General features: G+C 66.0%; 19 protein-coding genes. 12 read left to right on the forward strand and 7 right to left on the reverse strand.

All coding sequences use genetic code 11. The annotated features are described in order from the left end of the window. Positions 1-85: 85 nt before the first annotated feature. The 4 genes from HCU76_RS19635 to HCU76_RS19650 all read left to right on the forward strand — a co-directional run bounded on the left by HCU76_RS19635 (position 86) and on the right by HCU76_RS19650 (position 4,885). On the forward strand, positions 86-1,669 hold the full coding sequence (locus HCU76_RS19635) for an ABC transporter substrate-binding protein (protein ID WP_218510409.1): 1,584 nt from the start codon (positions 86-88) through the stop codon (positions 1,667-1,669). A gap of 159 nt (positions 1,670-1,828) precedes the next feature. Beyond that, complete coding sequence (locus HCU76_RS19640) at positions 1,829-2,740, forward strand: ABC transporter permease (RefSeq protein WP_213953071.1); 912 nt, start codon at positions 1,829-1,831, stop codon at positions 2,738-2,740. Further along, positions 2,737-3,735: an ABC transporter ATP-binding protein gene (locus HCU76_RS19645; RefSeq protein WP_256354303.1), complete on the forward strand. Its 999-nt coding sequence runs from the start codon at positions 2,737-2,739 to the stop codon at positions 3,733-3,735. Before HCU76_RS19640 ends, HCU76_RS19645 begins: the two co-directional genes overlap by 4 nt. Before the next feature lie 109 nt (positions 3,736-3,844). Further along, positions 3,845-4,885, forward strand: coding sequence for an ABC transporter ATP-binding protein (locus HCU76_RS19650; protein WP_218510410.1), 1,041 nt, complete (start codon positions 3,845-3,847; stop codon positions 4,883-4,885). A 258-nt stretch (positions 4,886-5,143) separates the two neighbouring features. Here HCU76_RS19650 and zwf read toward each other — a convergent pair whose 3' ends face one another. Beyond that, complete coding sequence (gene zwf, locus HCU76_RS19655; protein ID WP_213953073.1) at positions 5,144-6,619, reverse strand: glucose-6-phosphate dehydrogenase; 1,476 nt, start codon at positions 6,617-6,619, stop codon at positions 5,144-5,146. A 171-nt stretch (positions 6,620-6,790) separates the two neighbouring features. On the opposite strand from zwf, the gene HCU76_RS19660 reads away from it, so the two are divergent. The 4 genes from HCU76_RS19660 to HCU76_RS19675 all read left to right on the forward strand — a co-directional run bounded on the left by HCU76_RS19660 (position 6,791) and on the right by HCU76_RS19675 (position 15,367). Then, positions 6,791-7,801 carry an ABC transporter substrate-binding protein gene (locus HCU76_RS19660; RefSeq protein WP_213953074.1) on the forward strand — a complete coding sequence of 337 codons (1,011 nt, stop codon included), beginning with the start codon at positions 6,791-6,793 and terminating at the stop codon, positions 7,799-7,801. Then, on the forward strand, positions 7,798-9,999 hold the full coding sequence (locus HCU76_RS19665; RefSeq protein ID WP_371319861.1) for an ABC transporter permease: 2,202 nt from the start codon (positions 7,798-7,800) through the stop codon (positions 9,997-9,999). Before HCU76_RS19660 ends, HCU76_RS19665 begins: the two co-directional genes overlap by 4 nt. Before the next feature lie 154 nt (positions 10,000-10,153). Beyond that, on the forward strand, positions 10,154-11,200 hold the full coding sequence (locus tag HCU76_RS19670; protein WP_218510412.1) for an ABC transporter ATP-binding protein: 1,047 nt from the start codon (positions 10,154-10,156) through the stop codon (positions 11,198-11,200). Positions 11,201-11,917: 717 nt separating this feature from the next. Then, positions 11,918-15,367, forward strand: coding sequence for a bifunctional YncE family protein/alkaline phosphatase family protein (locus tag HCU76_RS19675; RefSeq protein WP_218510413.1), 3,450 nt, complete (start codon positions 11,918-11,920; stop codon positions 15,365-15,367). Positions 15,368-15,543: 176 nt separating this feature from the next. Here HCU76_RS19675 and HCU76_RS19680 read toward each other — a convergent pair whose 3' ends face one another. The 6 genes from HCU76_RS19680 to HCU76_RS19705 form a co-directional block, all read right to left on the reverse strand. Next, a complete protein-coding gene (locus tag HCU76_RS19680) occupies positions 15,544-16,530 on the reverse strand; it encodes an oxidoreductase (protein ID WP_218510414.1) in 987 nt (328 codons plus the stop codon). Positions 16,531-16,553: 23 nt separating this feature from the next. Further along, positions 16,554-17,738, reverse strand: a complete 1,185-nt coding sequence (locus HCU76_RS19685) for an acyl-CoA dehydrogenase family protein (RefSeq protein WP_218510415.1) — start codon at positions 17,736-17,738, stop codon at positions 16,554-16,556. After that, positions 17,735-18,712: a tripartite tricarboxylate transporter substrate binding protein gene (locus HCU76_RS19690; RefSeq protein ID WP_218510416.1), complete on the reverse strand. Its 978-nt coding sequence runs from the start codon at positions 18,710-18,712 to the stop codon at positions 17,735-17,737. The genes HCU76_RS19685 and HCU76_RS19690 overlap by 4 nt, the downstream gene beginning before the upstream one ends. 140 nt (positions 18,713-18,852) lie before the next feature. Beyond that, positions 18,853-20,013: an acyl-CoA dehydrogenase family protein gene (locus tag HCU76_RS19695; protein ID WP_218510417.1), complete on the reverse strand. Its 1,161-nt coding sequence runs from the start codon at positions 20,011-20,013 to the stop codon at positions 18,853-18,855. A 151-nt stretch (positions 20,014-20,164) separates the two neighbouring features. Further along, complete coding sequence (locus tag HCU76_RS19700) at positions 20,165-21,394, reverse strand: CaiB/BaiF CoA-transferase family protein (RefSeq protein ID WP_218510418.1); 1,230 nt, start codon at positions 21,392-21,394, stop codon at positions 20,165-20,167. A 95-nt stretch (positions 21,395-21,489) separates the two neighbouring features. Next, a complete protein-coding gene (locus HCU76_RS19705) occupies positions 21,490-22,194 on the reverse strand; it encodes a lipocalin family protein (RefSeq protein ID WP_213953083.1) in 705 nt (234 codons plus the stop codon). Positions 22,195-22,375: 181 nt separating this feature from the next. Between HCU76_RS19705 and tal the strand changes: the two genes are divergently transcribed. The 4 genes from tal to HCU76_RS19725 all read left to right on the forward strand — a co-directional run bounded on the left by tal (position 22,376) and on the right by HCU76_RS19725 (position 26,802). Further along, complete coding sequence (gene tal / locus HCU76_RS19710; protein ID WP_218510419.1) at positions 22,376-23,326, forward strand: transaldolase; 951 nt, start codon at positions 22,376-22,378, stop codon at positions 23,324-23,326. Further along, the gene (gene pgi, locus HCU76_RS19715; protein WP_218510420.1) at positions 23,323-24,870 is read left to right on the forward strand and encodes a glucose-6-phosphate isomerase; all 1,548 of its coding nucleotides are present in this window, start codon (positions 23,323-23,325) and stop codon (positions 24,868-24,870) included. The genes tal and pgi overlap by 4 nt, the downstream gene beginning before the upstream one ends. Before the next feature lie 72 nt (positions 24,871-24,942). Then, a complete protein-coding gene (locus HCU76_RS19720; protein WP_213953086.1) occupies positions 24,943-25,275 on the forward strand; it encodes a DUF805 domain-containing protein in 333 nt (110 codons plus the stop codon). A gap of 219 nt (positions 25,276-25,494) precedes the next feature. Further along, entirely contained in the window at positions 25,495-26,802 is a 1,308-nt protein-coding gene (locus HCU76_RS19725; RefSeq protein ID WP_218510421.1) for a sugar ABC transporter substrate-binding protein, read from the forward strand. The last annotated feature ends 9 nt before the right edge of the window (positions 26,803-26,811 follow it).

The raw sequence follows: 26,811 nt of genomic DNA on the forward strand, positions 1-26,811 counted from the left end.
ATCATCGGGCTGCCGTGCACCGGCCGCGAGATTGCCCCGCCACTCATCTGAGTATCTGTTCCAACCCATCGAGGAGTGTCTTTCCATGAGTTTCAAGTCCAAAGTGCTGACGGCCGCTGTCCTGGCGACGCTGGGCGCGACGAGTCTGCTGGCCAATGCACAGACGATCCGCATTGCCAACCAGGGCGACGCACTCTCGCTCGACCCGCACTCGCTGAACGAGTCGCTGCAGCTCAGCACCGATGCGAATGCCTATGAGCCGCTCGTCGGGCGCAACAAGGACCTGAGCCTGGCGCCCTTGCTGGCCACGAGCTGGAAGCAGAGCACGCCTACCGTCTGGACCTTCGAACTGCGCAAGAACGTCAAGTTTCACGATGGCACGCCCTTCACCGCCGACGACGTGGTGTTCAGTTTTGCGCGCGCGGCCGGCGACGGTTCGGACGTGAAGACCAACACCTCCGACATCAAGGAGGTGCGCAAGGTCAACGACTTCGTCATCGAAATCGAGACCAAGGGCCCGTTCCCGATCCTGCCGGACGTGATCTCGCAGCTCATGATCCTGAGCAAGAAATGGTGCGAGGAGAACAAGGCGACGATGCCGGTGGACCGGCGCAAAGGCATCGAGAACACGGCCTCGTTCAAGGCCAACGGCACCGGCCCGTTCCGCGTGCGCGAGCGCCAGCCGAACGTGCGCACGGTGTTCACGCGCAACCCGACCTACTGGGGCAAGATCGAAGGCAATGTGCAGGAAGTGATCTTCACGCCGATCTCCAATCCGGCGACGCGCGTGGCGGCCTTGCTCTCCGGCGAGATCGACGTGATGGAGCCGGTGCCGGTGCAGGACATCGAGCGCATCAACAAGAGCGCGAACGCACGCGTGATCAGCGGGCCTGAACTTCGCACCATGTTCCTCGGCATGGACCAGAAGCGCGACGAGTTGCTCTATTCCAGCGTGAAGGGCAAGAACCCGTTCAAGGACAAGCGCGTGCGCCAGGCCTTCTACCAGGCGATCGACATCGTGGGCATCCAGAAGACGGTGATGCGCGGCGCATCGCGCCCGACCGGACTGATGGTGGGCCCCGGCATCAACGGCTGGACGGAAGCGCAGGACAAGCGCCTGCCCTATGACGTCGAAGCCGCGAAGAAGCTGCTGGCCGAGGCGGGCTATCCGAACGGTTTCGAAGTCACGATGAACTGTCCGAACGACCGCTATGTGAACGACAGCCAGATCTGCCAGAGCGTGGCGGCCAACCTGGCAAAGATCGGCGTGAAGATCAACCTGGCCGCGGAAACCAAGGGCACCTACTTTCCGAAGGTGCTGCGCCGCGACACCAGCTTCTACATGCTCGGTTGGACGCCGACCACCTACGACGCGCACAACGCATTGAGCGCATTGATGGCCTGCCCGGACGACAAGACCGGCACCGGGCAGTTCAACCTGGGCGCGTACTGCAATCCGAAGGTGGACGACCTGACCAAGAAGATCCAGTCCGAGACCGACAAGGGCAAGCGCGACGCGATGATCAAGGAAGCCTTTGCGCTGCACATCGACGACATCGGCCACCTGCCGCTGCACCAGCAGACGCTGGCCTGGGGCGTGAGCAAGAAGGTGGAGCTGACGCAGATGGCGGACAACTACATGCCGTTCAAGTGGATGAGCGTGAAGTAAGGCTCTCCCCCAGGTCGCTGCGCACTGCGTGCGCGACTCCCACCCCCTCACCGGGGGCGACACCAGAGGCCCGGCAAAGCCGGTTCCTCGGTGTCCCTGGAATGGGAGCGCGTCGCGTCAACCGGGCGTGATCCTTGCGGCGAGTGGTTGATACCAACGATGAAAAAAATATTGTTCCGCTGGCTCGACGGCGATGTGGGCTACAGCTTCCGGCATTCGCCGATGGCGATCGCCGCTGCGGTGGTCGCGTTCGTCTGCGTCTTCTGCGCGGTATTCGCGGGATGGGTGGCGCCGCATGATCCCTACGACCTGGCGACGCTCGAACTCGGCGATGCGCGCCGGCCGCCAGTGTGGATGGAAGAGGGCACGACCAAGTACCTGCTGGGCACCGACGAGCAGGGCCGCGACATCCTGTCGGCCTTGATGTATGGCTCGCGGGTGTCGCTGGTGGTGGGCTTTGTCTCGGTGCTGCTGTCGATGCTTATCGGTGTGACGCTGGGGTTGCTGGCGGGCTTTCGCGGTGGCTGGCTCGATTCGTTCCTGATGCGACTTTGCGATGTAGTGCTGTCCTTCCCTGCCATCCTGGTGGCGCTGCTGATCGCAGGAGTGGGGCGGGCGTTGTTTCCGAACGCGCCCAACTCGGTGGCCTTCGGCGTGTTGATCCTGGCGATCTCGCTGACGAAATGGGTCGACTACGCGCGCACGGTGCGCGGCTCCACGCTGGTGGAACGAAACAAGGAATACGTGCAGGCGGCACGCGTCACCGGCGTGTCGTCGCTGCGCATCATGCGCAAGCACGTGCTGCCCAACGTGCTGGGGCCGGTGTTCGTGATCGCGACCGTGCAGGTCGCGACCGCGATCATCACCGAGGCCACGCTGTCCTTCCTGGGCGTGGGCGTGCCACCCACCTCGCCTTCGCTGGGCACGCTGATCAGCAACGGCAACCAGTTCCTGTTCAGCGGCGAATGGTGGGGCGTCGTGTTTCCCGGCGTGATGCTGGTCTTGATTGCGCTGAGCGTGAACCTGCTGGGCGACTGGCTGCGCGATGCACTGAATCCGAGGTTGGGATGATGAAGGCATCGCATCCGTTGTTGCAGGTGCAGAACCTGGTGGTCGAGTTCCCGGGCCGGCGCGGCACGCTGCGGGCGCTCGACGACATTTCCTTTTCGATCGCGCCCGGGGAGATCCTGGGCGTGGTCGGTGAATCGGGCGCGGGCAAGTCGCTCACCGGTGCGGCGATCATCGGGCTGCTGGAGCCGCCGGGGCGCATCGCCGGCGGACAGGTCCTGCTGCAAGGCGAGCGCATCGACAACCTCGACCATTCGAAGATGCGGCACATCCGCGGCCGGCGCATCGGCGCGATCTTCCAGGACCCGCTGACCTCGCTGAACCCGCTCTACACGATCGGGCGGCAGCTCACCGAGACCATTCGCACGCACCTGCCCGTGACCGAGGCGGAGGCGCGCAAGCGCGCCATCGGGCTGCTCGAGGACACCGGCATTCCCGGCGCCGCGCAACGCATCGACCACTATCCGCACCAGTTCTCGGGCGGCATGCGGCAGCGCGTGGTGATCGCGCTGGCGCTCGCGGCCGAGCCTATGCTGATCGTGGCGGACGAGCCGACCACGGCGCTCGACGTGTCGATCCAGGCGCAGATCATCACGCTGCTCAAGCGGCTCTGCCATGAGCGCGGCGCCGCCGTGATGCTGATCACGCACGACATGGGCGTGATCGCGGAGACCTGCGACCGCGTGGCGGTGCTGTATGCGGGGCGCGTCGCGGAGATCGGGCCGGTGCACGAGGTGATCCACGCGCCGGCGCATCCCTATACGAGCGGGCTGATGGCGGCGATTCCGGACATGGCGATCGAGCGCGAGCGGCTGAACCAGATCGACGGCGCGATGCCTCGGCTGAACGCCATTCCCGTCGGTTGCGCCTACAACCCGCGCTGCCGGCGTGCCTTCGAGCGTTGCACGCGCGAGCGGCCGGATCTCATCGAGGCCGGTGCGACGCGGGCGGCCTGCTGGCTGCATGACGCGACACAGGGCGCGGGGGTGGTCGCATGAGTGCCGCCCGGCCGCTCCGAAGGCGCTCGCACGGCGGTGCGCAGCGCGGAGGTTATCCAATGACCGCCGCGCCGGCAGGCCCCGCAATGCATTTCACCGAGGTCGTGCGATGACTTCCACCGTTGTCGAGCACATCGACCTGGCCGTGCCGCCCGAGAACAAGCCGCTGGTCGTCGCACACGACATTGCGCGGACCTTCGATGTGTCCGCGCCCTGGCTCAACCGCGTGATCGAACGCCAGCCGAGGCTGCTGCTGCATGCCGTCGATGGCGTCAGTTTCAGCATTCCGCGCGGACAGACGCTGGCCCTGGTCGGCGAATCCGGCTGCGGCAAGAGCACCGTGGCGCGCGTGCTGGTGGGGCTCTACAAGCCGAGCCGGGGGCACGTGCACTTCGCGGGCAAGGACGTGCACGAGACCTTTGCGTCGCCGCAGGGCCGGGCCTTGCGCCAGCACATCCAGATGATCTTCCAGGACCCGTATGCGAGCCTGAACCCGCGCTGGAAAGTCGAGGGCATCGTCGGCGAGCCGTTGCTGGAACATGGCCTGGTGACGGAGAAGGGCGCGCTGCGCGACCGCGTGGGCGAGTTGCTGCAATCGGTGGGACTGAGCCCGCACGACATGGTGAAGTACCCGCACCAGTTCTCGGGCGGGCAGCGCCAGCGCATCTCGATCGCGCGGGCGCTGGCCACGGCGCCTGAGTTCCTGGTGTGCGACGAGCCGACCTCCGCGCTGGACGTGAGCGTTCAGGCCCAGGTGCTCAACATCATGAAGGACCTGCAGCGCGAGCGTGGGCTGACCTACCTCTTCATCTCGCACAACCTGGCGGTGGTGCGCCATGTGAGCGACCAGGTGGGCGTGATGTACCTGGGCCGGCTGGTCGAGGTGGCCGACAAGCGCACCCTGTTCGCGACGCCGCGCCATCCGTACACGCGCATGCTGCTCGACGCGATCCCGCAGATGCACGCCACCGGCCGCGCGCGCACGCCGGTGCAGGGCGAGGTGCCGAATCCGCTGTCACCGCCGACCGGCTGCGCCTTCCATCCGCGTTGCCCGCATGCGAATACGCGCTGCTCGGCGGAACGGCCGAAGCTGCAGACCTTCGAGGGGATCCAGGTGGCTTGCCATGCGGTGGAGGAGGGGCGGATTTGAGGCCGTGCCCGGTGCGGATTTGAGGGTACGGGATGGACGCAGGAGGAGGGCTGGTTCCAAGGCCCTTTGAATGCGGACTTGGCCTTACGCGAAGGACGCGAAGGTTCCGCGAAGGACGCGAAAGAATTCAAAAATAAGAAGTTGAAAAGAAGAATCCGGGTTTGATTTTTCTTGGGTCTTCTTTCGCGTCCTTCGCGTAATCTTCGCGTCCTCCGCGTACGGCTGTCCGATCCCGGCTCCGACCCCCCGCACCCAGAGCTACTGCTCCTCGCCCCAGGCAAACCCGTCCCGCGCAATCATCGCGCTCGACGCACTCGGACCCCAGGTGCCCGCTGCGTAAGGCCGCGGCCCGCCGTCGATGCCCCAGCTGTCGATCAGGGGCTCGACCCAGTGCCAGGCGGCTTCCTGCTCGTCGCTGCGCACGAACAGGTTGAGGCGGCCGTCGATCACGTCGAGCAGCAGGCGCTCGTAGGCGCCCACGCGCTCGGTGCCGAAGCGCTTGTCGAAGTCGAGGTCGAGTTGCACCGGTGCCAGCGGCAGCATGCCGCCGCGCACGCCGGCCTTGGTGTTCACGCGCTGGTCCTGCGCTTGCGCCAACAGGTGAAGTTCCAGCCCATCCTTCGGCTGCAGGTTGATCACCAGCTTGTTCGCGATGCCGGCCGGCGTGCGGAAGATCGCATGCGGCGCGGGGCGGAAATTGATCTCGATGCGCGCGTCGCGTGAGGCGAGGCGCTTGCCGGTGCGGATGTAGATGGGCACGCCGGCCCAGCGCCAGTTCTCGATCTCGGTGCGCAGCGCCACGAAGGTCTCGGTGCGGCTCTCGGGGTCGACGCCTGGCTCTTCCTTGTAGCCCTGCACGCGCTCGCCATACGCGGTGCCTGCGGTGTATTGGCCACGGACGGCATGCAGGCCCAGCGAATCGGGCGTCCAGCGTTTCAGCGAGCGCAGCACCTTCAGCTTCTCGTCGCGGATGGCATCGGCATGCGCGTTGATCGGCGGCTCCATGCCGATGGCGCAGACCAGTTGCAGCGCATGGTTCTGCACCATGTCGCGCAAGGCACCGGTCTGGTCGTAGAAGGCGCCACGCTTTTCGACGCCGAGGTCTTCGGCGATGGTGATCTGGATGTTGGCGATATGTTCGCGGCGCCACATCGGTTCGAACAGCGCATTGCCGAAGCGCAGCGCGAACAGGTTCTGCACCGAGGGCTTGCCGAGGTAATGGTCGATGCGGAAGACCTGGTTCTCCTTCAGCACCTTGCCGACCGCTTCGTTGATGGCGCGGTTGGAGGCGAGGTCGTGGCCGAGCGGTTTCTCGAGCACCACGCGCGTCTTCGGCCCGTTGAGGCCGGCCACCGCGATCTGCTCGACGGTCTGCGTGAAAAGTGCCGGTGCCGTTGCGACATACATGATGACGTTGTCGGCATTGCGCGTGTTGAGCATGTCGGCCAGGCGGGCATAGTCGGCCGGCTTGGACAGGTCGAGCCGCAGGTAGTAGAGCATCGAGGCGAAGGCCTTGAACTCATCTTCGGTGGGGCGCTTGGCGCCTTCGACCGCCTTGAAGCGCGACTGGATCAGTTCGCGGTATTGGTCGTCCGAGAGGTCGTCGCGCGCGACGCCGATGATGCGGCCATTGGCGGGGAGGCTGCCGTGGCGGAAGGCCTGGAACAACGCCGGCATCAGCTTGCGCCATGCCAGGTCACCGGTGCCGCCGAACAGAACGAGATCGAAACTCATGTGGTTTTCCGTGAGGTGGGGAAGCCGACTTCCGAGCAAGTCGAGATGGCAAGCCACATCGACTTGAGAGCCCGACTTTAATGGTAGTTGTACGGATGACCGATACGTTCACGCGCCACTAAGCTGGTTTGTCGCCAAGGGAGGCCCTTCTCTTTTAATGTTATTCATCATATGAAAAAGATCCTCTTCTCGGCCTTGATTCTGGGCATGTCGTCGATGGCTTCGGCGCAGCAGGTCAACGTGATCTGCTCGGTGCAGGCCGACTGGTGCAACATGATCGCGACCGTCTATGCGCGCACCACGGGCGTCAAGATCAACCTGGCGCTCAAGGGCTCGGGCGAGGCGCTGGCGCAGCTCATGGCCGAGAAGGAGAACCCGAAGACCGACGTGTGGTTCGGCGGCACGGGCGACCCGCACCTGCAGGCGGCTGAACTGGGCCTGACGCTGGAATACAAGTCGCCCTCGCTGACGCAGCTCTATCCCTGGGCACAGGAGCAGGCGCAGCAGTCGGGCTACAAGACCGTGGGCATCTATTCGGGGCCGCTGGGCTTCGGCTACAACACGGAGCTGCTGAAGAAAAAGAAGCTCGACATTCCAAAGAGCTGGGCCGACCTGCTGAAGCCCGAATACAAGGGCGACATCCAGGTGGCCAACCCCGCATCGAGCGGCACGGCCTACACGATGATCGCCACGCTGGTGCAACTGATGGGCGAGGAGAAGGCCTTCGACTATCTCAAGGGGCTGCACAGGAACGTGGGCCAGTACACGCGCACGGGCGTCGGGCCGATCAAGGCGGTGGCGCGCGGCGAGACGGCGGTGTCGATCAGCTTCGTGCACGATGCGCCGCAGGAAAGGATGGCGGGCTTCCCGGTCGAGACGGTGACGCCGTCGGAGGGCACCGGAGCGGAGATCGGCTCGATGAGCATCGTCAAGGGGGCGCGCAACCTGGCCGAGGCGAAGAAGTTCTATGAATGGGCATTGACGCCGCAGGCACAGACCTTCGGCGCGAATGCCAAGCAGTACCAGTTGCCGTCGAACAAAGCCACGCCGGTGGACGCCAACGTACCGGACTTCAAGAAGATCAAGATGATCAACTACGACTATGCGAAGTACGGAAAGAGCGATGAGCGTCGGCGGCTGATCGGGCGGTGGGAGAAGGAAGTCAACTCGTTGCCGAGGTGACACGCAAGCCCAACGCCGCCATCGCCTCCTGCGTGGCGGCCGGCCTCGTCGGCTATCTGCTGCTGCCCTGGTACGCGATCCAGGACACCAGTTGGTATGAGGCCTGGCCGCGCATCTTCAGCGAGGGCGATGCGGCCAATGGCGTGTTGCAGGCGTTGCTGCAGGGGCGCGGCTGGTTGCTGGTGGGCGTGCTCGGGCTGGCGCTTTGCGGTGTCGGCGCAATGTCGGCGCCGGGGCGCGCGCAAGGGCGGTGGTTGCTGGCGGGCGGGCTGATCGGAGCGGTCGGGCTGGCGGTGTCGGGCTTCACCATCGGCGCGCGTGGATGGAGCGTCACCGCGCTCAACAGCGCGTTCGGCGAATTGTCGGTCAACCAGTTCGGCATCGGGGCCGGTGGCTTCATCGCGCTGGCGGCGCTGGTGCTGCTCTTCGCCTTCGGGCTCGCGCGGCTGGGCTTCTTCAGGGGTGACCTGTTCGTCGCGGGCGCGGTGATCGGCTGCGGCGTGACGATGGCGCTGTTCATCGCGTACCCGGTGAGCAAGGCGCTGGCAGGCGCGTTCTTCGACGAGGACGGCAAGTGGTCGCTTGCCGCGTTCGCAGCGCGTGTCTTCACCGAGCGGATCTGGGGCCTGGGTTGCGTGGCGGGCGGCGTGCGCTGCGGTGTCGCGTGGAACACGCTGGTGCTGGCCTTGCTCACCGCCACCGGCACCACCTTGCTGGGCACGCTGATGGCGCTGATGGCGGAGCGCGGCGGCAAGCGATGGCAGGCGCCGCTGCGCGTGCTGGCGTTGCTGCCGATCATCACGCCGCCCTTCGTCGTCGGGCTGGGGCTGATCCTGTTGTTCGGCCGCGCGGGCGTGGTCAACCAGGTGCTCGAAACCTACTTCGGCATCGAGCCCACGCGCTGGTTCTACGGCATGCTTGGCGTGCTGGTGGCGCAGTTGTTCGCCTTCACGCCGATCGCTTTCATGATCATGCGCGGCGTGGTCCAAGGCATCGCGCCGAGCATGGAAGAGGCGGCGCAGATGCTACACGCGGACCGGCGCCAGACCTTCTTCACGATCACGCTGCCGTTGATGAAGCCGGGGCTGGCGAATGCCTTCCTGGTCGGGTTCATCGAGAGCATCGCGGACTTCGGCAACCCGGTGGTGGTGGGCGGCCAGTTCTCGGTGCTGTCGACGGACATCTTCTTTGCCATCGTCGGCGCGCAATACGACCAGGGGCGCGCCGCATCGCTCGCGTGGGTGCTGACGATCTTCGCGCTCGGCGTGTTCGCATTGCAGCGCGGCGTGCTGGGCAAGAAGAACTACACGACGGTCAGCGGCAAGGGCGATGCGGGCATCGCGATGGCGTTGCCGGACGGCGTGCGCCGCACGGTCTACGCGATCGCGTTCCCGTGGATCGTGTTCACTCTGGTGGTGTATCTCTTCGCCTTCGCCGGCGGCTTCGTGCAGACCTGGGGGCGCGACTACAGCCTGACCCTCGCGCACTTCAAGACCGCGTTCGCATTGGAGTGGGGCCAGTTCGGGCTGGTGTGGGCGGGCACGGCGTGGAACTCGCTGCTGACCACCTTGAAGCTGGCGGGCATCTCAGCGCCCGTGACGGCCGCGCTGGGCCTGCTGATCGCGTGGCTGCTGGCGCGCAACGAGTTCAGGGGGCAGGGCGTGTTCGAGTTCGGCGCGCTGCTGGCCTTTGCGATTCCGGGCACGGTGCTGGGCGTGAGCTACATCCTGGCCTTCAACGTGCCGCCGTTCGAGCTGACGGGCACCGGGCTGATCATCGTGCTGTGCTTCATGTTTCGTAACTTGCCGGTGGGCGTGCGGGCCGGCACGGCGGCGTTCAAGCAACTCGATCGCTCGCTCGACGAGGCCTCGCTGATGCTGCGGGCCTCGACCTCGCAGACGCTGTTCCGCGTCGTGCTGCCGCTGCTGAAGCCGGCGCTGGTGGCTGCGCTGGTCTACAGCTTCGTGCGCGCGATGACCACCGTGAGCGCAGTGATCTTCCTGGTGACGGCCGAGAACGAACTGGCCACCACCTACATCATCGGCCGCGTCGGCAATGGCGACTATGGCGTGGCGCTGGCCTACTGCACGGTCTTGATCGTGCTGATGTCGGCGGCGATCGCGTTGATCCAGTGGCTGGTCGGTGAGCGCAAGCTGGGGCGGCGCAGGGCTGTGGTTGCGCCTGTGGTGGCGCAGTAGGAATGCAATACGGGCAGGAGAACGCGGAAGTCGCAAAGGTTTCGCAGAAGTCGCAAAAGAACAGCCAAGTTTTTGAATTCCTTTTGCGACCTTTGCGAAACCTTTGGGACTTCCGCGTTCGGCTGTCCGAATCCGATTTTGGAGTCTTGTCCTCATGAGCAACGGCATCGAATTCCGCAACGTGACCAAGCGCTATGGAACCGACCCGTCGGCGCCGCTGGCGGTGAAGGGCATCAGCTTCGAGGTGCCGGTCGGCACGCTGACCACCATCCTCGGGCCTTCGGGCTGCGGCAAGACGACCACGCTGCGCATGATCGCGGGGCTGGAGTCGCCGACCTCGGGCGCGATCCTCATGGGCGGGCGCGACGTCACCACGCTCGGGCCGGCCGAGCGCAATGTGAGCATGATGTTCCAGAGCTACGCGCTTTTCCCGCACATGAACGTGATCGAGAACGTGGGCTACGGGCTGAAGATGAGCGGCGTGAAGAAGGGCGAGATCGCGCGCCGCGCCCGCGAGACGCTCAAGGGCGTGGGCCTGGTGGACTTCGATGAGCGCCTGCCGAGCGAACTGTCGGGCGGCCAGCAGCAACGCGTGGCACTGGCGCGCGCCCTGGTGCTGGAGCCGGCGGTGCTGCTGTTCGACGAGCCGCTGTCGAACCTCGACGCGCGGCTGCGTCGCGAGATGCGGGAGGAGATCCGTGGCCTGCAGCAGCGGCTGAAACTCACGGTGGCTTACGTCACGCACGACCAGAGCGAAGCGCTCGCGGTCAGCGACCAGATCATCGTGATGGACCACGGCGTCATCGCGCAGACCGGTACGCCGGAGCAGCTCTACAGCCGGCCGGAGAGCGAGTTCGTCGCGGGGTTCATGGGGGAGGCGTCGGTGTTTCCCGCGATGGCGCTGGCGGATGGGCGGGTGGCGCTTGGTCCGCTGTGGCTGACGCCACGGCATGTGGTGGCGCCGGGTGCGGTGAAGGTGGCGGTACGGCCGGAGGCGTGGGTGATCGGCGAGCCGGGCGGGCTGCCGGCTACCTTGCGCAAGGCAGCGTATCTGGGTGGGTACTACGAGTATGGGTTCGACACGGCGCTGGGGCCGGTGTTCGTGGTGTCGACTGAGCTGGGGCGGAGGCTGGTTGAGGGGGCTGAGACGACGCTGACGCTGGGAGCGCATGGGGTGTCGGTAGTGCGTGCTCGGTCATAGGCTGGTAGGACCCCGCCGCGGTCCAAGCCATCGGCAGGCTGCCGCAGAAAGCCCCAGAGGCGTGCGAAGCCAACCCGCTGATGGGCCCTTCGCGAGGCTGCAAGCACCCGCTGCATGACCGGCCCCCGCATCGGGCGGAAATTCGCATGTATTCCTTCGCAAGGTCGGTTCGATGGGAGCGCACCGTTGACTGGCGATCCGCGCGAACGACGCGGCATTCGGTCAAGGACGACCGGCAACTCCGGGCCCGAAGAGGTCCGTCGACATCGTCGACTCAACGGTTGGTAGGTGCGTGATGGCGCCAATGATGAACAGGCTGGTCGATCCCGCGACCAGTGCCACCGTTTGAGGGCAATCGCGTCACGAAGAAGGCGTGCCTGCAATATGGCGGTCGTCGCGTCGCCGGCGCCCAGCAATGAAACGTGTGGCGCGAAGTCGCGACCGCTCTATGGATCATCGCTGCGAGCGCGGCGCGCGCAAGTGCGAAAACGAAGGTAGCCGGCAGGTCGCATGAACGCTGGTGCAAGCGTATGGCACAGGCTGATTCCTCGGGTGGATCACTGAAGGCAAGTGCATCGCGCCGCACGCAACTTGCAATGGACAAGAGCGAACCTCCCGTGCCAATATGCTTGGCCACACCTCCCTCCGAGAGCATCGCCTCCCGGTCCCGCCCCATCGACGTGGGCCCCTGCCAAGGAGCAGCGGGCCACGTCGATGTTGCACACCTTCCTGCGCAACCAGAGGGGAATCGAGATGACGGAAAAGATCACGATCCGGGTCGGAGCCAATCCGAGTGCCCTGGCTTTCGACGGCGCCTGCGTCTGGGTGGCCAACTGGGGTAGCAACAACGTGATGCGGATACGGGCCGCCACGGCCGAGGTTATCGGCACCTATCCTGTCGTCGCACCGGCGGGGCTGGCCTTCGACGGTACCCACATCGTCGTTCTGTCGAACGGTGGCGCGGTCAAGTTGTCGATCGAGACCGGCGAGGTGGTCGGCAACTATGCCTTGGCCTCCGACGATCAACCGTCCACGATCACCGCCGACGGAACCAATGTTTGGACGGCGAACTACCGTCGCCACAGCGTGTCGAAGCTGCTCACGCACTCCGGCGAACTGGTCGGCACTTATCCCACCGGCGAGCGGCCCTCGGCTTTGGCGTTCGACGGGACGCACATCTGGGTCGCCAACCAATACGGCGAGAGCGTGACCAAGCTCATGGCGGCCACGGGTGCCGAGGTCGGCACCTATCGGGTCGCCGAGTCGTCGGGCGGTCTGGTCTGCGACGGTACCCACGTCTGGGTCTCGGGAACGGGCCGGGCCATCGTGACCAAGCTCGCTGTCGACACCGGCGCGGTCGTCTGGGAATGCCCTGCCGGCAATAGTCCGCAGGAAATCGCCTTTGACGGCGCCTGCATATGGGCCGCCGACCAGGCCCGAGGCGTCCTCACAAAGCTGGATGCCGCCTCCGGCGCGGTCGTGGAGACGATCGACGGCCTGCCCAGCCCCGCCGTCATGGTCTTCGACGGAACCTGCATGTGGGTCGCGAATTACGCCGACGAGCGCGTGACCCGCATCGTGGCCACCGGCGTCGCAGGCACATTGGGCCGGCCAATGCAGCAGATCGAACACGTCGTGCTGCTGATGATGGAGAACCGATCGTTCGACAGTCTGCTTGGCTGGCTCTACGAACAAGGCCACCCGGCCCGGCACGTGCCGCCGCTTCGGCAGGGACTGCGCGCCTACGAAGGCCTGCAAGGACTCGATCTGGGCGCATTCGAGAACGTCGATGCGACCGGGCGGATCAAGGTCAAGCCGACCCGTGGCGCGCAGGGGCTCAACGTCCCCAACATCGCTCCAGGCGAGAACTTCGCGCAGGTCGCCACGCAGTTGTACGAATGGCCGTTCGAGATGACCTTCGCGCCGCCCATCCAGATGACGCCCGGCGGCGTTCTGGCGGCAGGCGGATGGCGCACCCACGACGCCGTGAAAGGCATGTCGTCCGCGCAAGTGCACGAGGCGCTGAGTGGCGCGATGGCCGGCAACAGCAGCCAGAGCCATGCCTACTTCTCGGCCTTCCCCGACAGCCGGCCCCTGAATGGTCCGCCGGCCAGCGACCTGGCCGGCAAACTGGCCATCGTCGTGTTCCTGCGAGACGCGAAGATCCGCGACGTGCCGTGGCTCAAGTCGCAAACCGACGACGATCACCGCAACACTGTGATCGCGTGGCTGGCGAATACCTTCTCCATTCCGGTGGGCGAGCTCCAGGCCAGCGCTAACGAGGACCTCGTGCTCATGGCGTGGACGCGCTCGCGCAAGGCCAGCATGAAAGGCTATGTGCGCGACTACACGAACGTGCTGCGGCACCTTGCCTTTCCGGAAGAAGTTGTCGGGCGATACGCCTCACAGGTGATGCAGAGCTTCACGCCGGATCAGTTGCCTGTCATCAATGGATTGGCGGAGCACTACGCCGTCTCGGACCTGTGGTTCTCGTCGGTGCCATCGCAGACGAACCCCAACCGCGCTTTTGCGATGTGCGGGACCTCGATGGGCCTGGTCAACAACGGCTTCCTGGAGAAGGATTCGCGCGCGGCCGCCATCGAGAGCGCCTTCGGATACCTCATCGGCGACGACCGCTTCGAGTCGAAGACGATCTTCAATGCGCTGGAGGAGGCCAATTCGACGTGGAAGGTGTTCTACCAGAGCGGCTATCTGCCGAGCAACATCTACAACGCTATCCAGGTCGCCACGGGCGGCAGTGTCGCGGCGGGGATCGGGCTTGCGGCGCGGGCACCCCTGCTTGCGCTCGGGCAATTGATCGTCGGGGCCATCAGCGCGAACCACGCGCAATACCTCAAGGAGTTGAGCTCTCCGGACGTGGTGTCCGACTACACCCACCGCCTTTTCCCGGAGATGCTTCGCGTCGCAAATGCGGACACCCATTTCGCGAAACTCGACGACTTCCACACGCTGGCGCGCGCCGGAAAACTGCCGCACTTCTCCTATCTGCAACCCGAATGGACGATCGCCCACGCCGGCACCGGCGGTGGCTTCGGCTCGACGCTGGGCATCCAGAGCGTGCTCTTCCATCAGGGCCGGGACTACCACCCGCCCGGCAATCTCGATGCCGCGGAGAATCTGGTCAAGGACATCTACGCCAGCCTGATCGCGAACCGGGCGGCTTGGGAAAAGACCCTGTTTGTCATGACGTTCGACGAGCCCGTCGGCGCGTTCGACCACGTGCCGCCGCCCGCGGCGATACCGCCCTGGGGCGACGGGCCTTCGCCCGTCAAGCGGGAATCGAATTTCGACTTTCGCCGGTATGGCGGTCGCGTACCTGCCATCCTGGTGTCGCCATGGATAGAGAAGGGCACCGTGTTCAGATCGACAACAGATGTGCCCTACGATCACACGTCGCTCATCGCGACGATCCTCAAATGGCGCGGCCTGGAGAAGCACATCCCGGATTTCGGCAGCCGTACCGCGAAGGCACCCACGTTCGACGCCGTGCCTTGCTTGAAGACCGCACGGCGCGACGAGAAGGCGGTCCGCTTCCTGAAATCACACACGAACGGCGAACCGCTCGCGTATCACGATCGCTTCTGGCTGAAGGATCACAAGGGCCGGTACGTCGCTGGATTTGCGGAACACTACGTCGTGCCGTTCTCGACAGTTTCCGCCGATCCGAACATCAGCGAGTTCTTTCCGATTCTGAGCAATTCGGCTCCCGCCGCGAAGCGCACCGAGTTCTATTTCGAGAACGCCGAGGATCGCCCGTACGCGGGTAGCGTCCAGGCGATCCGCGGCGCGAAGATGAGGCTGGTGGCCGCCGAGAGCGGGCTCGGCGCCTACAACGTGCTGGGCGCATGGAAGGACTCCACCGACGCCTACTATTTCAACGACTACATGGAAGGCGACAACAACACGCGCCAGACCTGGATGCTCGTGAAGGAGAAGCCGGGCCCTGTCCTTTTCGGTGATCGTGTCGGCATCCAGAGCGCATATGAGTTCGGATGGGCAACCGGCGGCAGCGGGCAGTGCCTGGTGCCGTGCTATGACCATGAAAACTACCTGACCACCATCGTGCCGGGTAATCGGAGCTGGTACATGCATTTCTACGAGAACAGTGAATATCTTTGGACGCTGGAGCCTGTCGACAGGCGCTGAGGGTCCGGACCGGAGGCGACCTTTGGCGCTTCGTCGGCGACGAGGTTTGCATGTGCCGCGGACACGCGCGAAAAGCCACAAAGAGTGCCCGCAATGCCTGGTACGAAGAGCCTTGCCACGCAGTAGCCCGCGACGACATCGGATCGCGGCGGCGTGCCGCGGATGCCGGCACCTGCCTAACGCCGCATATCAATCACAGTCCGCCCCCGCACCTTCCCTTCCAGCGTCCGATCCAGCCACTCCGGCAATTCTTCCAACCCGATCACATTGGCAATCTGCGCGAGTTGCGCGGGCCGGTATTCGTTCGCCATCTTCTTCCACACCATCTCGCGCAGCGGCATCGGGGAGTTGGCGTTGATGCCCAGGAGGCTCACGCCGCGCAGGATGAAGGGCAGCACGGTGGTGTTCAGTTCCGCGCCGCCGGCATTGCCGAAGGCCGCGATCACGCCGCCGGGCAGGGCGGTCCGCGTCAACCATGCGAGGGTGTCGCCGCCAACCGAATCCACCGCACCGGCCCACTGGCCCTTCTCCAGCGGCTTGGGTCTTGCCTGCGCGTCGATGCGGCCGATGACCTCGCTCGCGCCCAGCGACTGCAGATAAGGCACGGCCTCGGGCTTGCCGCTCATCGCCGTCACGCTGTAGCCGCGCTGCGAGAGCATGTCGATCGCCACGCTGGCCACGCCGCCAGTGGCGCCGGTGACCAGCACCGGGCCCTGTCCGGGCGCCAGTCCGTTGAGTTCCATCAGGTGCAGCGAGTAGCCCGCGGTGTAGCCGGCCGCGCCCAGCACGGCTGCATCGAACAGGCTGAAGCCCTGCGGAATGCGCATGACCCAGTCGCCCGACACGCGCGCCATCTGCGCATGCCCGCCGTCGTGGTCGACGCCGATGCCGAAGCCATGCACCACCACCTCGTCGCCGCGCTGCCAGCGTGCGTCGGCGGACTCCAGCACCGTCCCTGTCAGGTCGATGCCGCCGATCCGCGGCCAGCTGCGGATGATGGCGTTGAGCCCCTTGGAGGCCAGCGCGTCCTTGTAGTTGATGCTGGAGTACGCGACCTCGATGAGGACATCACCGGGGCTCAGGTCGGCCGGCGTGAGTTCGCAGATCTGGCGCACCGGCGCGGTGTCGCCGGCCAGCAGGCGAAGGGCTTTGAAGTGTTGCATGGGGTTGGTTTCAGGTGGGGCGTTCAGGCGCGCAGGTTGCCCTTGAGGATGCGACGCGCCAGTGTGGCGCGGTGCACTTCGGTGGCGCCGTCGTAGATGCGGAACGGCCGCAGTTCGTTGAAGATCAGCGCCACCGGCGTGTCTTCCGACATGCCCAGCGCACCCATCATCTGGGCGGCGCGGTCGGCCACGCGAAACACGGCCTCGGACACGAAGACCTTGGTCATCGCCGATTCATGCTTGACCGATTCGCCCGCGTCCATGAGGGCGGCCGTGTGCCACGTCATGAGGCGGCAGGCATGCAGGTCGATGTGCGAATCGGCCACCATCGCCTGGACCTGCTGCTGGTCGGCCAAGCGCTCGCCGAAGGAGCTGCGCGCGTTGACGTAGTCCTGCGCGATGCTCATGGCGCGCGAGGCGCGGCCGATGAAGCGCATGCAGTGGGACAGGCGGGCAGGCTCCAGGCGCTGCTGCGCATAGACCAGGCCCTGGCCCACCTCGCCCAGCACCGCGTCGTCGCCGACTTCGCAGTTGTCGAGCCGGATTTCCCCATGCCCGCCGATCTGGAAGCCGCCCAGGCCCGGGATGTTGCGCACCAACCGGTAGCCGGGGTTGTCGGTGTCCACGATGAAGGTGGTGGCGCCTTCGTCGGTCTGGGCCAGCACGATGGCAAAGGCCGCCCCCACCGCGCCGCTGATGAACCACTTGTGGCCATCGATGACCCAGCCGCCGCCCGCGCGCCGCCGCGCAGTCGTGCGCAACATCGACGGGTCGGAACCCGCGCCGGGTGCCGGCTCGGTCATGGCGAAGCAGGAGCGAATGTCGCCGCGGATCAGCGATGCGAGGTACCTGGCCTTCTGCGCCGGCGTGCCGTGCTGGACCAGGTTGATCATGTTGGGCTGGTCGGGCGGCGCGCAGTTCATCGCACCCGGCGCCAGGAAGCTGCGGCCCGCTTCCTCCAGCATCACGGCACGCTCGCGCCAGGAGAGGCCGAGGCCGCCCAGCTCCGCCGGCAACTGCGGCGCGTAGATGCCGGCGTTTCGGGCCAGGGGGCGCAGCGTGCGCATCACTTCGTCCAGCGCGTTGACATCGTGCGCGAGCGCGGGGCTTTCGCGTGGGATGCACTCGCGCTCGACGAAGTCGCGCACCCGATCGCGCAGCTCGACCATGCGCCCGGTCAGCGCAAAGGGATTGGCGCCCGGCGTCATTCCAGGACGGTGCCGGTGGACTTGACCAGCGCGCCCCACTTCTTCGTCTCGGCCTGGATGAACTGGGCGAACTGCTCGGGCGTGTTGCCGGCGGGCTCGGCGCCCATGTCGATCATGCGTTTCTGCACGTCGGGCATGGCCAGCACCTTCGCCACCGCAGCATGCAGCTTGTCGATGATGGGGCGCGGCGTGCCCGCGGGTGCCATCAGGCCCTTCCAGGCCGTCACGACGTAGCCGGGCAGGCCGGCCTCCGAGACGGTCGGAATGTCGGGCGCAGCGGTGGCGCGGCGCTCGCTTGCCACGGCCAGCGCGCGCAGCTTGCCGGCCTTCACCTGAGGCAGGTAGGGCGGCATGTTGTCGATCGCCATCGTCACGTTGCCGCCCAGCAGGTCCGTGATGGCTGGGGCGGTGCCCTTGTAAGGTACGTGCACCATCTTCAGGCCGGCCATCTGGTTCATCAGCTCGCCGGCCAGGTGAGCGGGCGAGCCGTTGCCGGGCGACGCGAAGGTCACCTTGTCGGGGTTGGCCTTGGCATAGGCGATGAATTCGGCGAGGTTCTTCACGCCGATGGTGGGCGTGACCACCATCAGGTTGTGCTCGTTCTGCACCAGCGAGATCGGCGCCAGGTCCTTGACGGGGTCGAAGGTCATCTTCCGGTAGAGCGCCGGGTTGATGACGATCTGCGCCGCCGCGGCCAGGAGCAAGGTGTAGCCGTCAGGCGCGGCGCGCGCCACGGCTTCGGCGCCGATGTTGCCGGCCGCGCCGGCGCGGTTGTCCACGATGATGGGCTGCTTGAGTTCGGCGCCGAGCTTCTCGGCCATCAGCCGCGCCGCCATGTCGGCCGAGCCGCCCGGCGCAAAGCCGACGATGATCTTGATCGGCTTGCTGGGGTAGGCGTCTTGCGCCAGCGCTAGGCCGGAGGATGCGAGGAATGTTGCGCCGATGGCGGCGGCGATGAGGCTTCTGCGTTGCATTTGGCTTGTCTCTTTCTGTTCAGGATGCTTGTCTATTCAGGTTGCTTTGCGGGTGGATCCGACGCATGGCCAGTGCCCCACGAAGCCAGGGCGAGCAAGGCTCCGGTGGCCGCCCGGGGCGCTCTGGGCGTTTCGGGGGGTTACCTGATTTCATGACCGGCGGCGGCGTACGTGCGCCGCGCGATGTTGAGTTGATGGATCTGGCTGGTCCCCTCGTACAGGCGGAACAGGCGCACATCGCGGTAGAAGCGTTCGATGCTGTTGTCGGCGATGAAGCCATAGCCGCCCAGCATCTGCACGCAGCGGTCGGCCACGCGGCCGCACATCTCCGAGGCGAAGTACTTGCAGATCGAGGCCTCCATCGTCACGTCCAGTCCCTGGTCGCGCTTGCGGGCGGTCTCCAGCACCAGCGCGCGCGCGGCGTGGATCTCGGTCTGGCAGTCCGCCACCAGCGCCTGCACCAGCTGGAAGGCGCCCACGGGCTGGCCGAACTGCTCGCGGTTGGCGGTGTGCGCGACCGCGTCGTCGAGCATGCGGATGGCCGGCCCGATGCACAGCGCCGCGAGGTGGATGCGCTGCTTGTTGAGCACCCGCATCGCGACCTTGAACCCCTCGCCCTCGGCGCCGATGCGCTGGCTGGCGGGCACGCGGCAGTTGTCGAAGTGCACCTCCGACACTGGCGAGCCGGCCTGTCCCATCTTGGCGTAGGGCGCGCCGGTGCTCAGTCCCGGCGTGGCGCGCTCGACCAGGAAGGCCGTCACGCCGGAGGCGCCGGGCTTCGACTTGTCCGTGCGCGCCATCACGGTGAAGAGCCCGGCGATGGGCGCGTTGGTGATGAAGCACTTGGTGCCGTTGAGGACGTAGTCGTCGCCGTCGCGCACGGCGGTGGTCTGCAGCGCCACCGCATCCGAGCCGGCCCCAGGCTCGGTAAGGGCGAAGCAGCCGGTGAGTTCGCCCGAGGCCATGGCTGGCAGGTAGCGCCGCTTCTGTTCCTCGTTGCCGTCGACCACCAGGGCCTCGGAGCCGATGCCGGTGTTGGTGCCCACGCGTGCGCGAAACGCCACCGAGCACTGCGACAGTTCCATCGCCGCGCGCACCAGCTCCTCGGTCGTCATGCCCGCGCCGCCGTAGGCCTCGGGAATCGAGAAGCCGAACAGGCCCTGCGCGGCCATCGCGGCCACCAGGTCGACCGGCACTTCGTCGTTGCGGGCCACCTCGGCTTCGCGCGGCATCAGGCGTTCGCGGCAAAAGCGGCGCAGGCCGGCGAGGAAGGTCTCGAAGCCTTGGGGGTCACGTATCACTGGTTGTCTCCTGTTGTTGCCACGGCGTAAGCGCGTGGGGTGGGCGCAGTCTAGGGAGATGCGCGCAAGGGTCGAGTGCTTGTTTCGTCAGATTAAACAAGTGCGTGTTGCAGCGGCCTGCAGCGCGGCTCGCGCGCGACACGACGAAGATTCAAATGACGCCTTCGGCCTCCAGCGCGCGCAACTCGATTTCGCTCACTCCCAGTTCGGCGAACACCGCGTGGTTGTGTTGGCCTACCGCCGGCCCCGTCCGTGGCGGCTCGCCCGCAAAGCCCGAGAAGCGCGGCACGATGCACGGCGCCGGCACGCTGCCCAGTTGTTCGTCCGGCAGCCGGATGATGGCGCCTCGCGCCTGGAAGTGCGGGTCGGCCAGCACGTCGTCGATGCCGTAGACCTTGCTGAACGGCACCTCGTGCCGCTGCAGGGCGGCCGAGAGCACTTCGAAGCTCTGCGTGCCGCACCAGGCCGCGACCAGTCCGTCGATCTCGTCGAGGTTCCGGACGCGCGCCGGGTTGGTGGCGAAGCGCGGATCAGCCGGTAGTTCGGGGCGGTCCATGGCCTCGCAGATGCGGCGGAAGATGACGTCGGAGGAACCCACCACCGTCACCCAGATGCCGTCCGCAGACTTGTACATGTTGGACGGCGCCGTGTACGTGGCCCGCGAACCCGCGCGCTGCCGCACCTGGCCGAGCTGCTCGAACTCGACCGCCAGCGTCTCCAGCACGCGCATCAGGGCCTCGGTCGCGGACAGGTCGATCTCGCGCCCGGCCCGCTCGGGGTGCTGCCGCATCTCGACCATGGCAGACGCGATCGCGAAGGCGCCGAACAGCCCCGCGACCGCATCGCCGACCGGGTAGTTCATGTGCTGCGGGCTGCCATCGGGCTCGCCCGTGAGATGCGCAAAGCCGCTCATCGCCTCGAAGATCCGCGCGAAGCCTGGCCGCCCGGCGCAGGGTCCCGTTTGCCCGAAGCCGGTGAGGCGCAGCACGGTGAGCCGCGGGTTCGCCGCGTGCAGCGTTTCCATGTCCAGACCCCAGCGGTCCAGCGTGCCGGTACGGAAGTTCTCGACCAGCACATCGAAGCGCGGCAGCAGGCGCAGGAACAATTCGCGACCCCGAGGCTTGCGCACGTCGAGCGAGATGCCGCGCTTGCCTCGGTTGGTCACCTTCCAGTGCAGGGCGTGCTCGTCCTTCACGGGCGCAAGGCCTCGCAGCGCGTCGCTGCCATCGGGCAGTTCCAGCTTCAAGACGTCGGCGCCGAGGTCCGCGCACAGCGTGGCGGAGAACGGCGCGGCGATGACCGTGGCCATGTCGAGGATGCGAACGCCGGCCAAGGGGCCGGCCGAGAGCGTGGAGGCGGTTGGGGAAGCGGTGCTGTTCATGACGCGAGCATCCCCGCGCCGGCAGCACGCTACAACAACTGTTTTGACATGTTAATCAACGACCCCGTTACCGCATCCGGGGCTGGCCCGCAGCGTCAAGCCGGCGTGGTCTCCAGCGCAGGCAGCGCGCGCCCGGTCCGCACCACCTTGTCCACGTCGAAGCCGAGCGTGCGGGCGTATTCGAGTTCGGCCTCGATCGTTGCCGAATCCAGTTGCGGCACGCGCGACAGCACCCAGAGGAAGTCCCGGTTCGGCGTGCCGACCAGCGCGACCCGGTAGTCGCGGTCGAGCTTGAGGATCCAGTAGTCGCCCCAGACCATCGGCAGCCACGACAGCCATTCGGGAGCGAAGCGCACTTCAAGACGCCCGGCGCCGGGCTGTCCGGCGACCGGCACGACACGCGCGGTGCCGATCGCTTCGTCGACCGTGCCATCGGCCATTTCGCAGCGATTGCGAACCTCGACGGTGCCATCGTCGCGCAGCGAATATTCCGCAGTGACCGGGCCGTCGCAATCCTTCTCGAAACGGTTGGGCAGGCGGGCCTGCTCATGCCAGAGGCCGGCGTAGCGGATCAGGTCCACCGGGGCGACCACCTGCAACGGCGCACGCATCAGCGGCGCGCCGTCGGCGGGCCCCGCCGGTGCGCCGATCCGCGCATTGCGCGCTTGGTTGAACGCGTACAGGGTCAGGGCGCCGCCCACGCAGAACGCGGCAGCCAGCGTGCCGATGGATGAACTGGTGTACTGGTCATCGAAGGTTGCGGGCGGGGATGCCCGGCGGCGCGCGGAACGGTAGGACATGGGTGGCTCCTCGGAAGTCGAAGCTGCCATGTTGCGCTCCTGCGCCAGAAGGGCCGTCAGCGATGGACCACAGCCCTTGTCGGCATGCGGGCCGGATCGGTTGCCGCGATGGGCCCAGAAAGCGCAGGGCGCGGGCATGAACGTACATGCCGAGTGCATACGGAGGTTTCATAATGATCCGATGAACCAACTCGATGCCCTCCGCCAATGGACCACCGTGGTCGCCGACTCCGGTGATTTCAAGCAACTCAGCGCCAGCAAGCCGCAGGACGCGACGACCAACCCGTCGTTGATCCTCAAGGCGGTGCAGAAGCCGGAATACCGGCCACTGCTCGACGAAGCGGTCAAGAAGCACGCCGGCAAGCCGATCGACGAGGTCATCGACCGCCTGCTGGTGCGCTTCGGCACGGAGATCCTGACGCTGATCCCGGGCCGCGTGTCCACCGAGGTCGATGCGCGCATCTCCTTCGACACCGCCGCCACCATCGCGCGCGCCGAGCGCATCGTCGCGATGTACCGTGCCGAAGGCATCGACACCGGGAAGCGCCTGCTGGTGAAGGTGGCCTCGACCTGGGAAGGCATCCAAGCCGCGAAGGCGCTGGAGCAGAAGGGCATCCACACCAACCTGACGCTGCTGTTCTCCTTCGCGCAGGCGGTGGCCTGCGGCGAGGCCGGCGTGAAGCTGATCTCGCCCTTCGTCGGCCGCATCTACGACTGGTACAAGAAGTCGGCCGGCGCCAAGTGGGACGAAGCCGCCAACGCCGGCGCCAACGACCCCGGCGTGAAGTCTGTGACCGAGATCTTCAACTACTACAAGCGCAATGGCATCCAGACCGAGGTGATGGGCGCGAGCTTCCGCAACACCGGCCAGATCGCCGCGCTGGCGGGCTGCGACCTGCTGACCATCAGCCCCGAACTGCTGGCCGAACTGGCCGCGAGCGAGGCGCCGCTGAAGCACGCGCTCGATGCCAAGGCGGCCCAGGCGCTCGACCTGCCCAAGCGCAGCTACGACGAGGCGAGCTTCCGTTACGCGCTCAACGAAGACGCGATGGCCACCGAGAAACTGGCCGAGGGCATCCGCGCATTCGCCGCCGATGCGGTCAAGCTCGAAAAGCTCATGGAGGCCGCATGAGCAACAAGACCCGGTGCGACAAGGCGCCGTCCTGGGCCAAGCTGCGGGCGCACTACGACGAGAAGGGCCGCAGCCTCGATCTGCGCCAGGCCTTCGCCAGCGACGCCGGCCGCTTCGCCGCGCTGAGCCAGGAAGCTCCGTATGTCTTCGGCGACCTGTCCAAGAACCTCATCGACGCGCCGACCGAGGCGCTGCTGATGTCGCTGGCCCGCGAGTGCGGCCTCGAGGCCCACCGCGACGCGATGTTCGCCGGCGAGCACATCAACAACACCGAAGACCGCGCCGTGCTCCACACGCTGCTGCGCGCGCCGCCCGACGCATCGAGCACCGACGACAAGCTGCGCGACGTGCACGCCACGCTCGACGCGATGCTGAAGTTCGCCGACCGGGTGCGTGCCGACCACACGATCACGGACGTGGTCAACATCGGCATCGGCGGCTCCGACCTCGGGCCGCAAATGGCGGTGCTGGCGCTGGAGGAGTTCGTGGCGCGGGGCAAGCACTTCCACTTCGTCTCCAACGTCGATGGCCATGAACTGGCTGGCGTGCTCAGGGGCCTCGCGCCGGAACACACGATGTTCCTCATCGCGTCGAAGACCTTCACCACCGCCGAGACGATGACCAACGCGATCTCGGCCAAGCGCTGGTTCGAGCAGTCCAGCCGGCTCGACGTCTCGCGGCACTTCGCGGCACTCACCACCAACGTCGAGGCGGCCAAGGCCTTCGGCATCGACACCACCTTCGGCTTCTGGGACTGGGTGGGCGGTCGCTATTCGCTGTGGTCGGCCATCGGCCTGCCGATTGCGCTGGCGATCGGCTCGGACGGCTTCCGCCGCCTGCTGGCCGGAGCGCATGCGATGGACGAGCACTTCCGCACCGCGCCGCTGGAGCGGAACCTGCCGGTGCGGCTCGGCCTGCTCGACGTCTGGTACCGCAACTTCCACCGCTTCACCACGCGCAGCATCGCGCCGTATCACAGCGCCTTGAAGCGCGTGCCGGCCTACCTGCAGCAGCTCGAGATGGAGAGCAACGGCAAGCAGGTCGACGCGAGCGGGCAGCCGCTGCCCTATGGCACTTCACCGGTGTTGTGGGGCGAGCCCGGCACCAACGGCCAGCATGCGTACTTCCAGATGCTGCACCAGGGCACCGATGTCACGCCACTCGAGTTCGTGGCCGTGCGCGACGCCGCGCATGACCTCGAAGGGCACCACGACAAGCTGCTGGCCAATGCGCTGGCCCAGGCCCAGGCGCTGATGCAGGGCAAGGCCGACGCGGGCGGCCACAAGAACTTCCCGGGCAACCGCCCGAGCACCTTCTTCGTGTTCGAAAAGCTCACGCCGGAAGCGCTGGGCGCCTTTCTCGCGATGTACGAGCACCGCGTGTTCACCAGCGGCGCGCTGTGGGGCATCAACAGCTTCGACCAGTGGGGTGTGGAGCTTGGCAAGGTCCTTGCAAAGGACATCGAGCCGCGGTTGGCATCGGGTGATGCGAGCGGTCTCGACGCTTCCACCGCGGGATTGATGGAGCGACTGAGGCCGCGCTGAATTGCCTTCGAAATTCACCAACCCGTCGATATGATGCCCGGCAAGGGGAGATCCAACACCGAGGAGTTGTTCATGAATTTCATGCAAGCGGTTCAGGTCTGTCTCAGCAAGTACGTGGACTTCAAGGGGCGAGCGCAGCGCCCCGAGTTTTGGTGGTTCTTCCTCTTCCAGGTCATCGTGGCCATCGTGGCTTCGTTCCTGGGCGACGTCATTTCCTCTATTGCCGGGCTGGCCTTGTTGCTCCCTGCGATCGCCGTCGGTGCTCGCCGCCTGCACGATGTCGGCAAGTCGGGATGGCTGCAACTGATTGCGCTGATCCCCTTGATCGGATTCATCGTGCTGATCTATTTCTGGGTGCAGCCGGGCTCGACCGAGCCCAACGTGCATGGGGAAATCGTTGTCTGACGCATAGCAAGCAACCCGCGAAAGGCCGCAATTGCGGCCTTTTTTACAGCCGGTTGCTGGATTTTGTTACATCCTGTATTGCATCGATTAGGGATAGCACTAGGCAATCAGTGCAACAGGGTATCAGCGGCGGCAAATCAAGTACCAAGCACGCATGAGTGCGTCTCCAGAATTCGGGTCAGGCCGTGAGGGGCCGTCCAACCCAAAAGGAGACACACCATGAAGCGTTTCATCCAGACCGGCCTCGTCGTTGCGCTTGCCAGCGCCGGCATGGCCCAGGCTGCCACCGAACTCGTCATCGCCACCGTCAACAACGGCCACATGATCGAGATGCAGAAGTTGACGCCCTTCTTCGAGAAGGCCAATCCCGACATCAAGCTCAAGTGGGTCACGCTGGAAGAGGGCACGCTACGCCAGCGCGTGACCACCGACATCGCCACCAAGGGCGGCCAGTTCGACGTCATGACCATCGGCCTGTACGAGGCGCCGATATGGTCGAAGAAGGGCTGGCTCAAGCCGATCGCCACCGACGCCGCCTACGACGTGGACGACATCCTGCCCGCGATCCGCAATGGCCTTTCCTACGAAGGCAAGCTCTACGCGGCACCCTTCTACGGTGAAAGCTCGATGCTCATGTACCGCAAGGACCTGGCCGACAAGGCCGGCATCAAGATCCCCGACCAACCCACCTGGGCGCAGGTCAAGGAATTTGCCGAGAAAGCCAACGACCCGAAGGGCGGCGTCTACGGCATGTGCCTGCGCGGCAAGCCGGGATGGGGCGACAACATGGCTTTCCTGACGACCTTGGTCAATACCAACGGCGGCCAGTGGTTCGACATGAAGTGGCAGCCGCAGATCGACACCAAGCCTTGGCATGACGCGATCAACTTCTACGTCGACATCATGAAGAAGAACGGCCCGCCCGGCGCGTCGGCCAACAGCTTCAACGAGAACCTGGCGCTGTTCAACGAGGGCAAGTGCGCGATGTGGGTGGATGCAACCATCGCCGCCTCCTTCATCTCCGACCCCAAGCAGTCGAAGGTCGCCGACAAGGTGGCCTACGCGCAGGCCCCGGTGGCCGTCACGCCCAAGGGCGCGAACTGGCTGTGGTCGTGGAACCTGGCGATCCCGGCCAGTTCCACCAAGGATGACGCCGCGCAGAAGTTCATCAAGTGGGCCACATCCAAGGAATACATCCAGCTCGTCGCCAAGGAAACCGGCTGGAATACGGTGCCCACCGGCACGCGCAAGTCGACCTATGCGAACCCCGAGTTCCAGAAGGTCGCGAAGTTCGCCGATGCCGAGAAGAAGGCGATCGATTCGGCCAACCCGAACGACAGCACCTTGCCCAAGTCGCCGTACGTGGGCGTGCAGTACGCGGCGATTCCGGAGTTCCAGGCGATCGGCGTGGCCGTGGGCCAGCAGATGAGCGCGGCGCTGTCGGGCAAGGTCACGGTGGACCAGGCGCTGAAGACCGCGCAGACGACGGCAGAGCGCGAGATGAAAAAGGGCGGCTACTACAAGTAAGCCTTCCTT

The organism is Variovorax sp. dw_308, from assembly GCF_019207085.1.
Lineage (GTDB): Bacteria > Pseudomonadota > Gammaproteobacteria > Burkholderiales > Burkholderiaceae_C > Variovorax.

What these genes read in the sequence shown, in the direction of transcription:
- HCU76_RS19635 (WP_218510409.1), top strand. Translation starts at nt 86, where the DNA reads ATGAGTTTCAAGTCCAAAGTGCTGACGGCCGCTGTCCTGGCGACGCTG.
- HCU76_RS19640 (WP_213953071.1), top strand. Translation starts at nt 1,829, where the DNA reads ATGAAAAAAATATTGTTCCGCTGGCTCGACGGCGATGTGGGCTACAGC.
- HCU76_RS19645 (WP_256354303.1), top strand. Translation starts at nt 2,737, where the DNA reads ATGATGAAGGCATCGCATCCGTTGTTGCAGGTGCAGAACCTGGTGGTC.
- HCU76_RS19650 (WP_218510410.1), top strand. Translation starts at nt 3,845, where the DNA reads ATGACTTCCACCGTTGTCGAGCACATCGACCTGGCCGTGCCGCCCGAG.
- zwf (WP_213953073.1), bottom strand. Translation starts at nt 6,619, where the DNA reads ATGAGTTTCGATCTCGTTCTGTTCGGCGGCACCGGTGACCTGGCATGG.
- HCU76_RS19660 (WP_213953074.1), top strand. Translation starts at nt 6,791, where the DNA reads ATGAAAAAGATCCTCTTCTCGGCCTTGATTCTGGGCATGTCGTCGATG.
- HCU76_RS19670 (WP_218510412.1), top strand. Translation starts at nt 10,154, where the DNA reads ATGAGCAACGGCATCGAATTCCGCAACGTGACCAAGCGCTATGGAACC.
- HCU76_RS19680 (WP_218510414.1), bottom strand. Translation starts at nt 16,530, where the DNA reads ATGCAACACTTCAAAGCCCTTCGCCTGCTGGCCGGCGACACCGCGCCG.
- HCU76_RS19685 (WP_218510415.1), bottom strand. Translation starts at nt 17,738, where the DNA reads ATGACGCCGGGCGCCAATCCCTTTGCGCTGACCGGGCGCATGGTCGAG.
- HCU76_RS19690 (WP_218510416.1), bottom strand. Translation starts at nt 18,712, where the DNA reads ATGCAACGCAGAAGCCTCATCGCCGCCGCCATCGGCGCAACATTCCTC.
- HCU76_RS19700 (WP_218510418.1), bottom strand. Translation starts at nt 21,394, where the DNA reads ATGAACAGCACCGCTTCCCCAACCGCCTCCACGCTCTCGGCCGGCCCC.
- HCU76_RS19705 (WP_213953083.1), bottom strand. Translation starts at nt 22,194, where the DNA reads ATGTCCTACCGTTCCGCGCGCCGCCGGGCATCCCCGCCCGCAACCTTC.
- tal (WP_218510419.1), top strand. Translation starts at nt 22,376, where the DNA reads ATGAACCAACTCGATGCCCTCCGCCAATGGACCACCGTGGTCGCCGAC.
- pgi (WP_218510420.1), top strand. Translation starts at nt 23,323, where the DNA reads ATGAGCAACAAGACCCGGTGCGACAAGGCGCCGTCCTGGGCCAAGCTG.
- HCU76_RS19720 (WP_213953086.1), top strand. Translation starts at nt 24,943, where the DNA reads ATGAATTTCATGCAAGCGGTTCAGGTCTGTCTCAGCAAGTACGTGGAC.
- HCU76_RS19725 (WP_218510421.1), top strand. Translation starts at nt 25,495, where the DNA reads ATGAAGCGTTTCATCCAGACCGGCCTCGTCGTTGCGCTTGCCAGCGCC.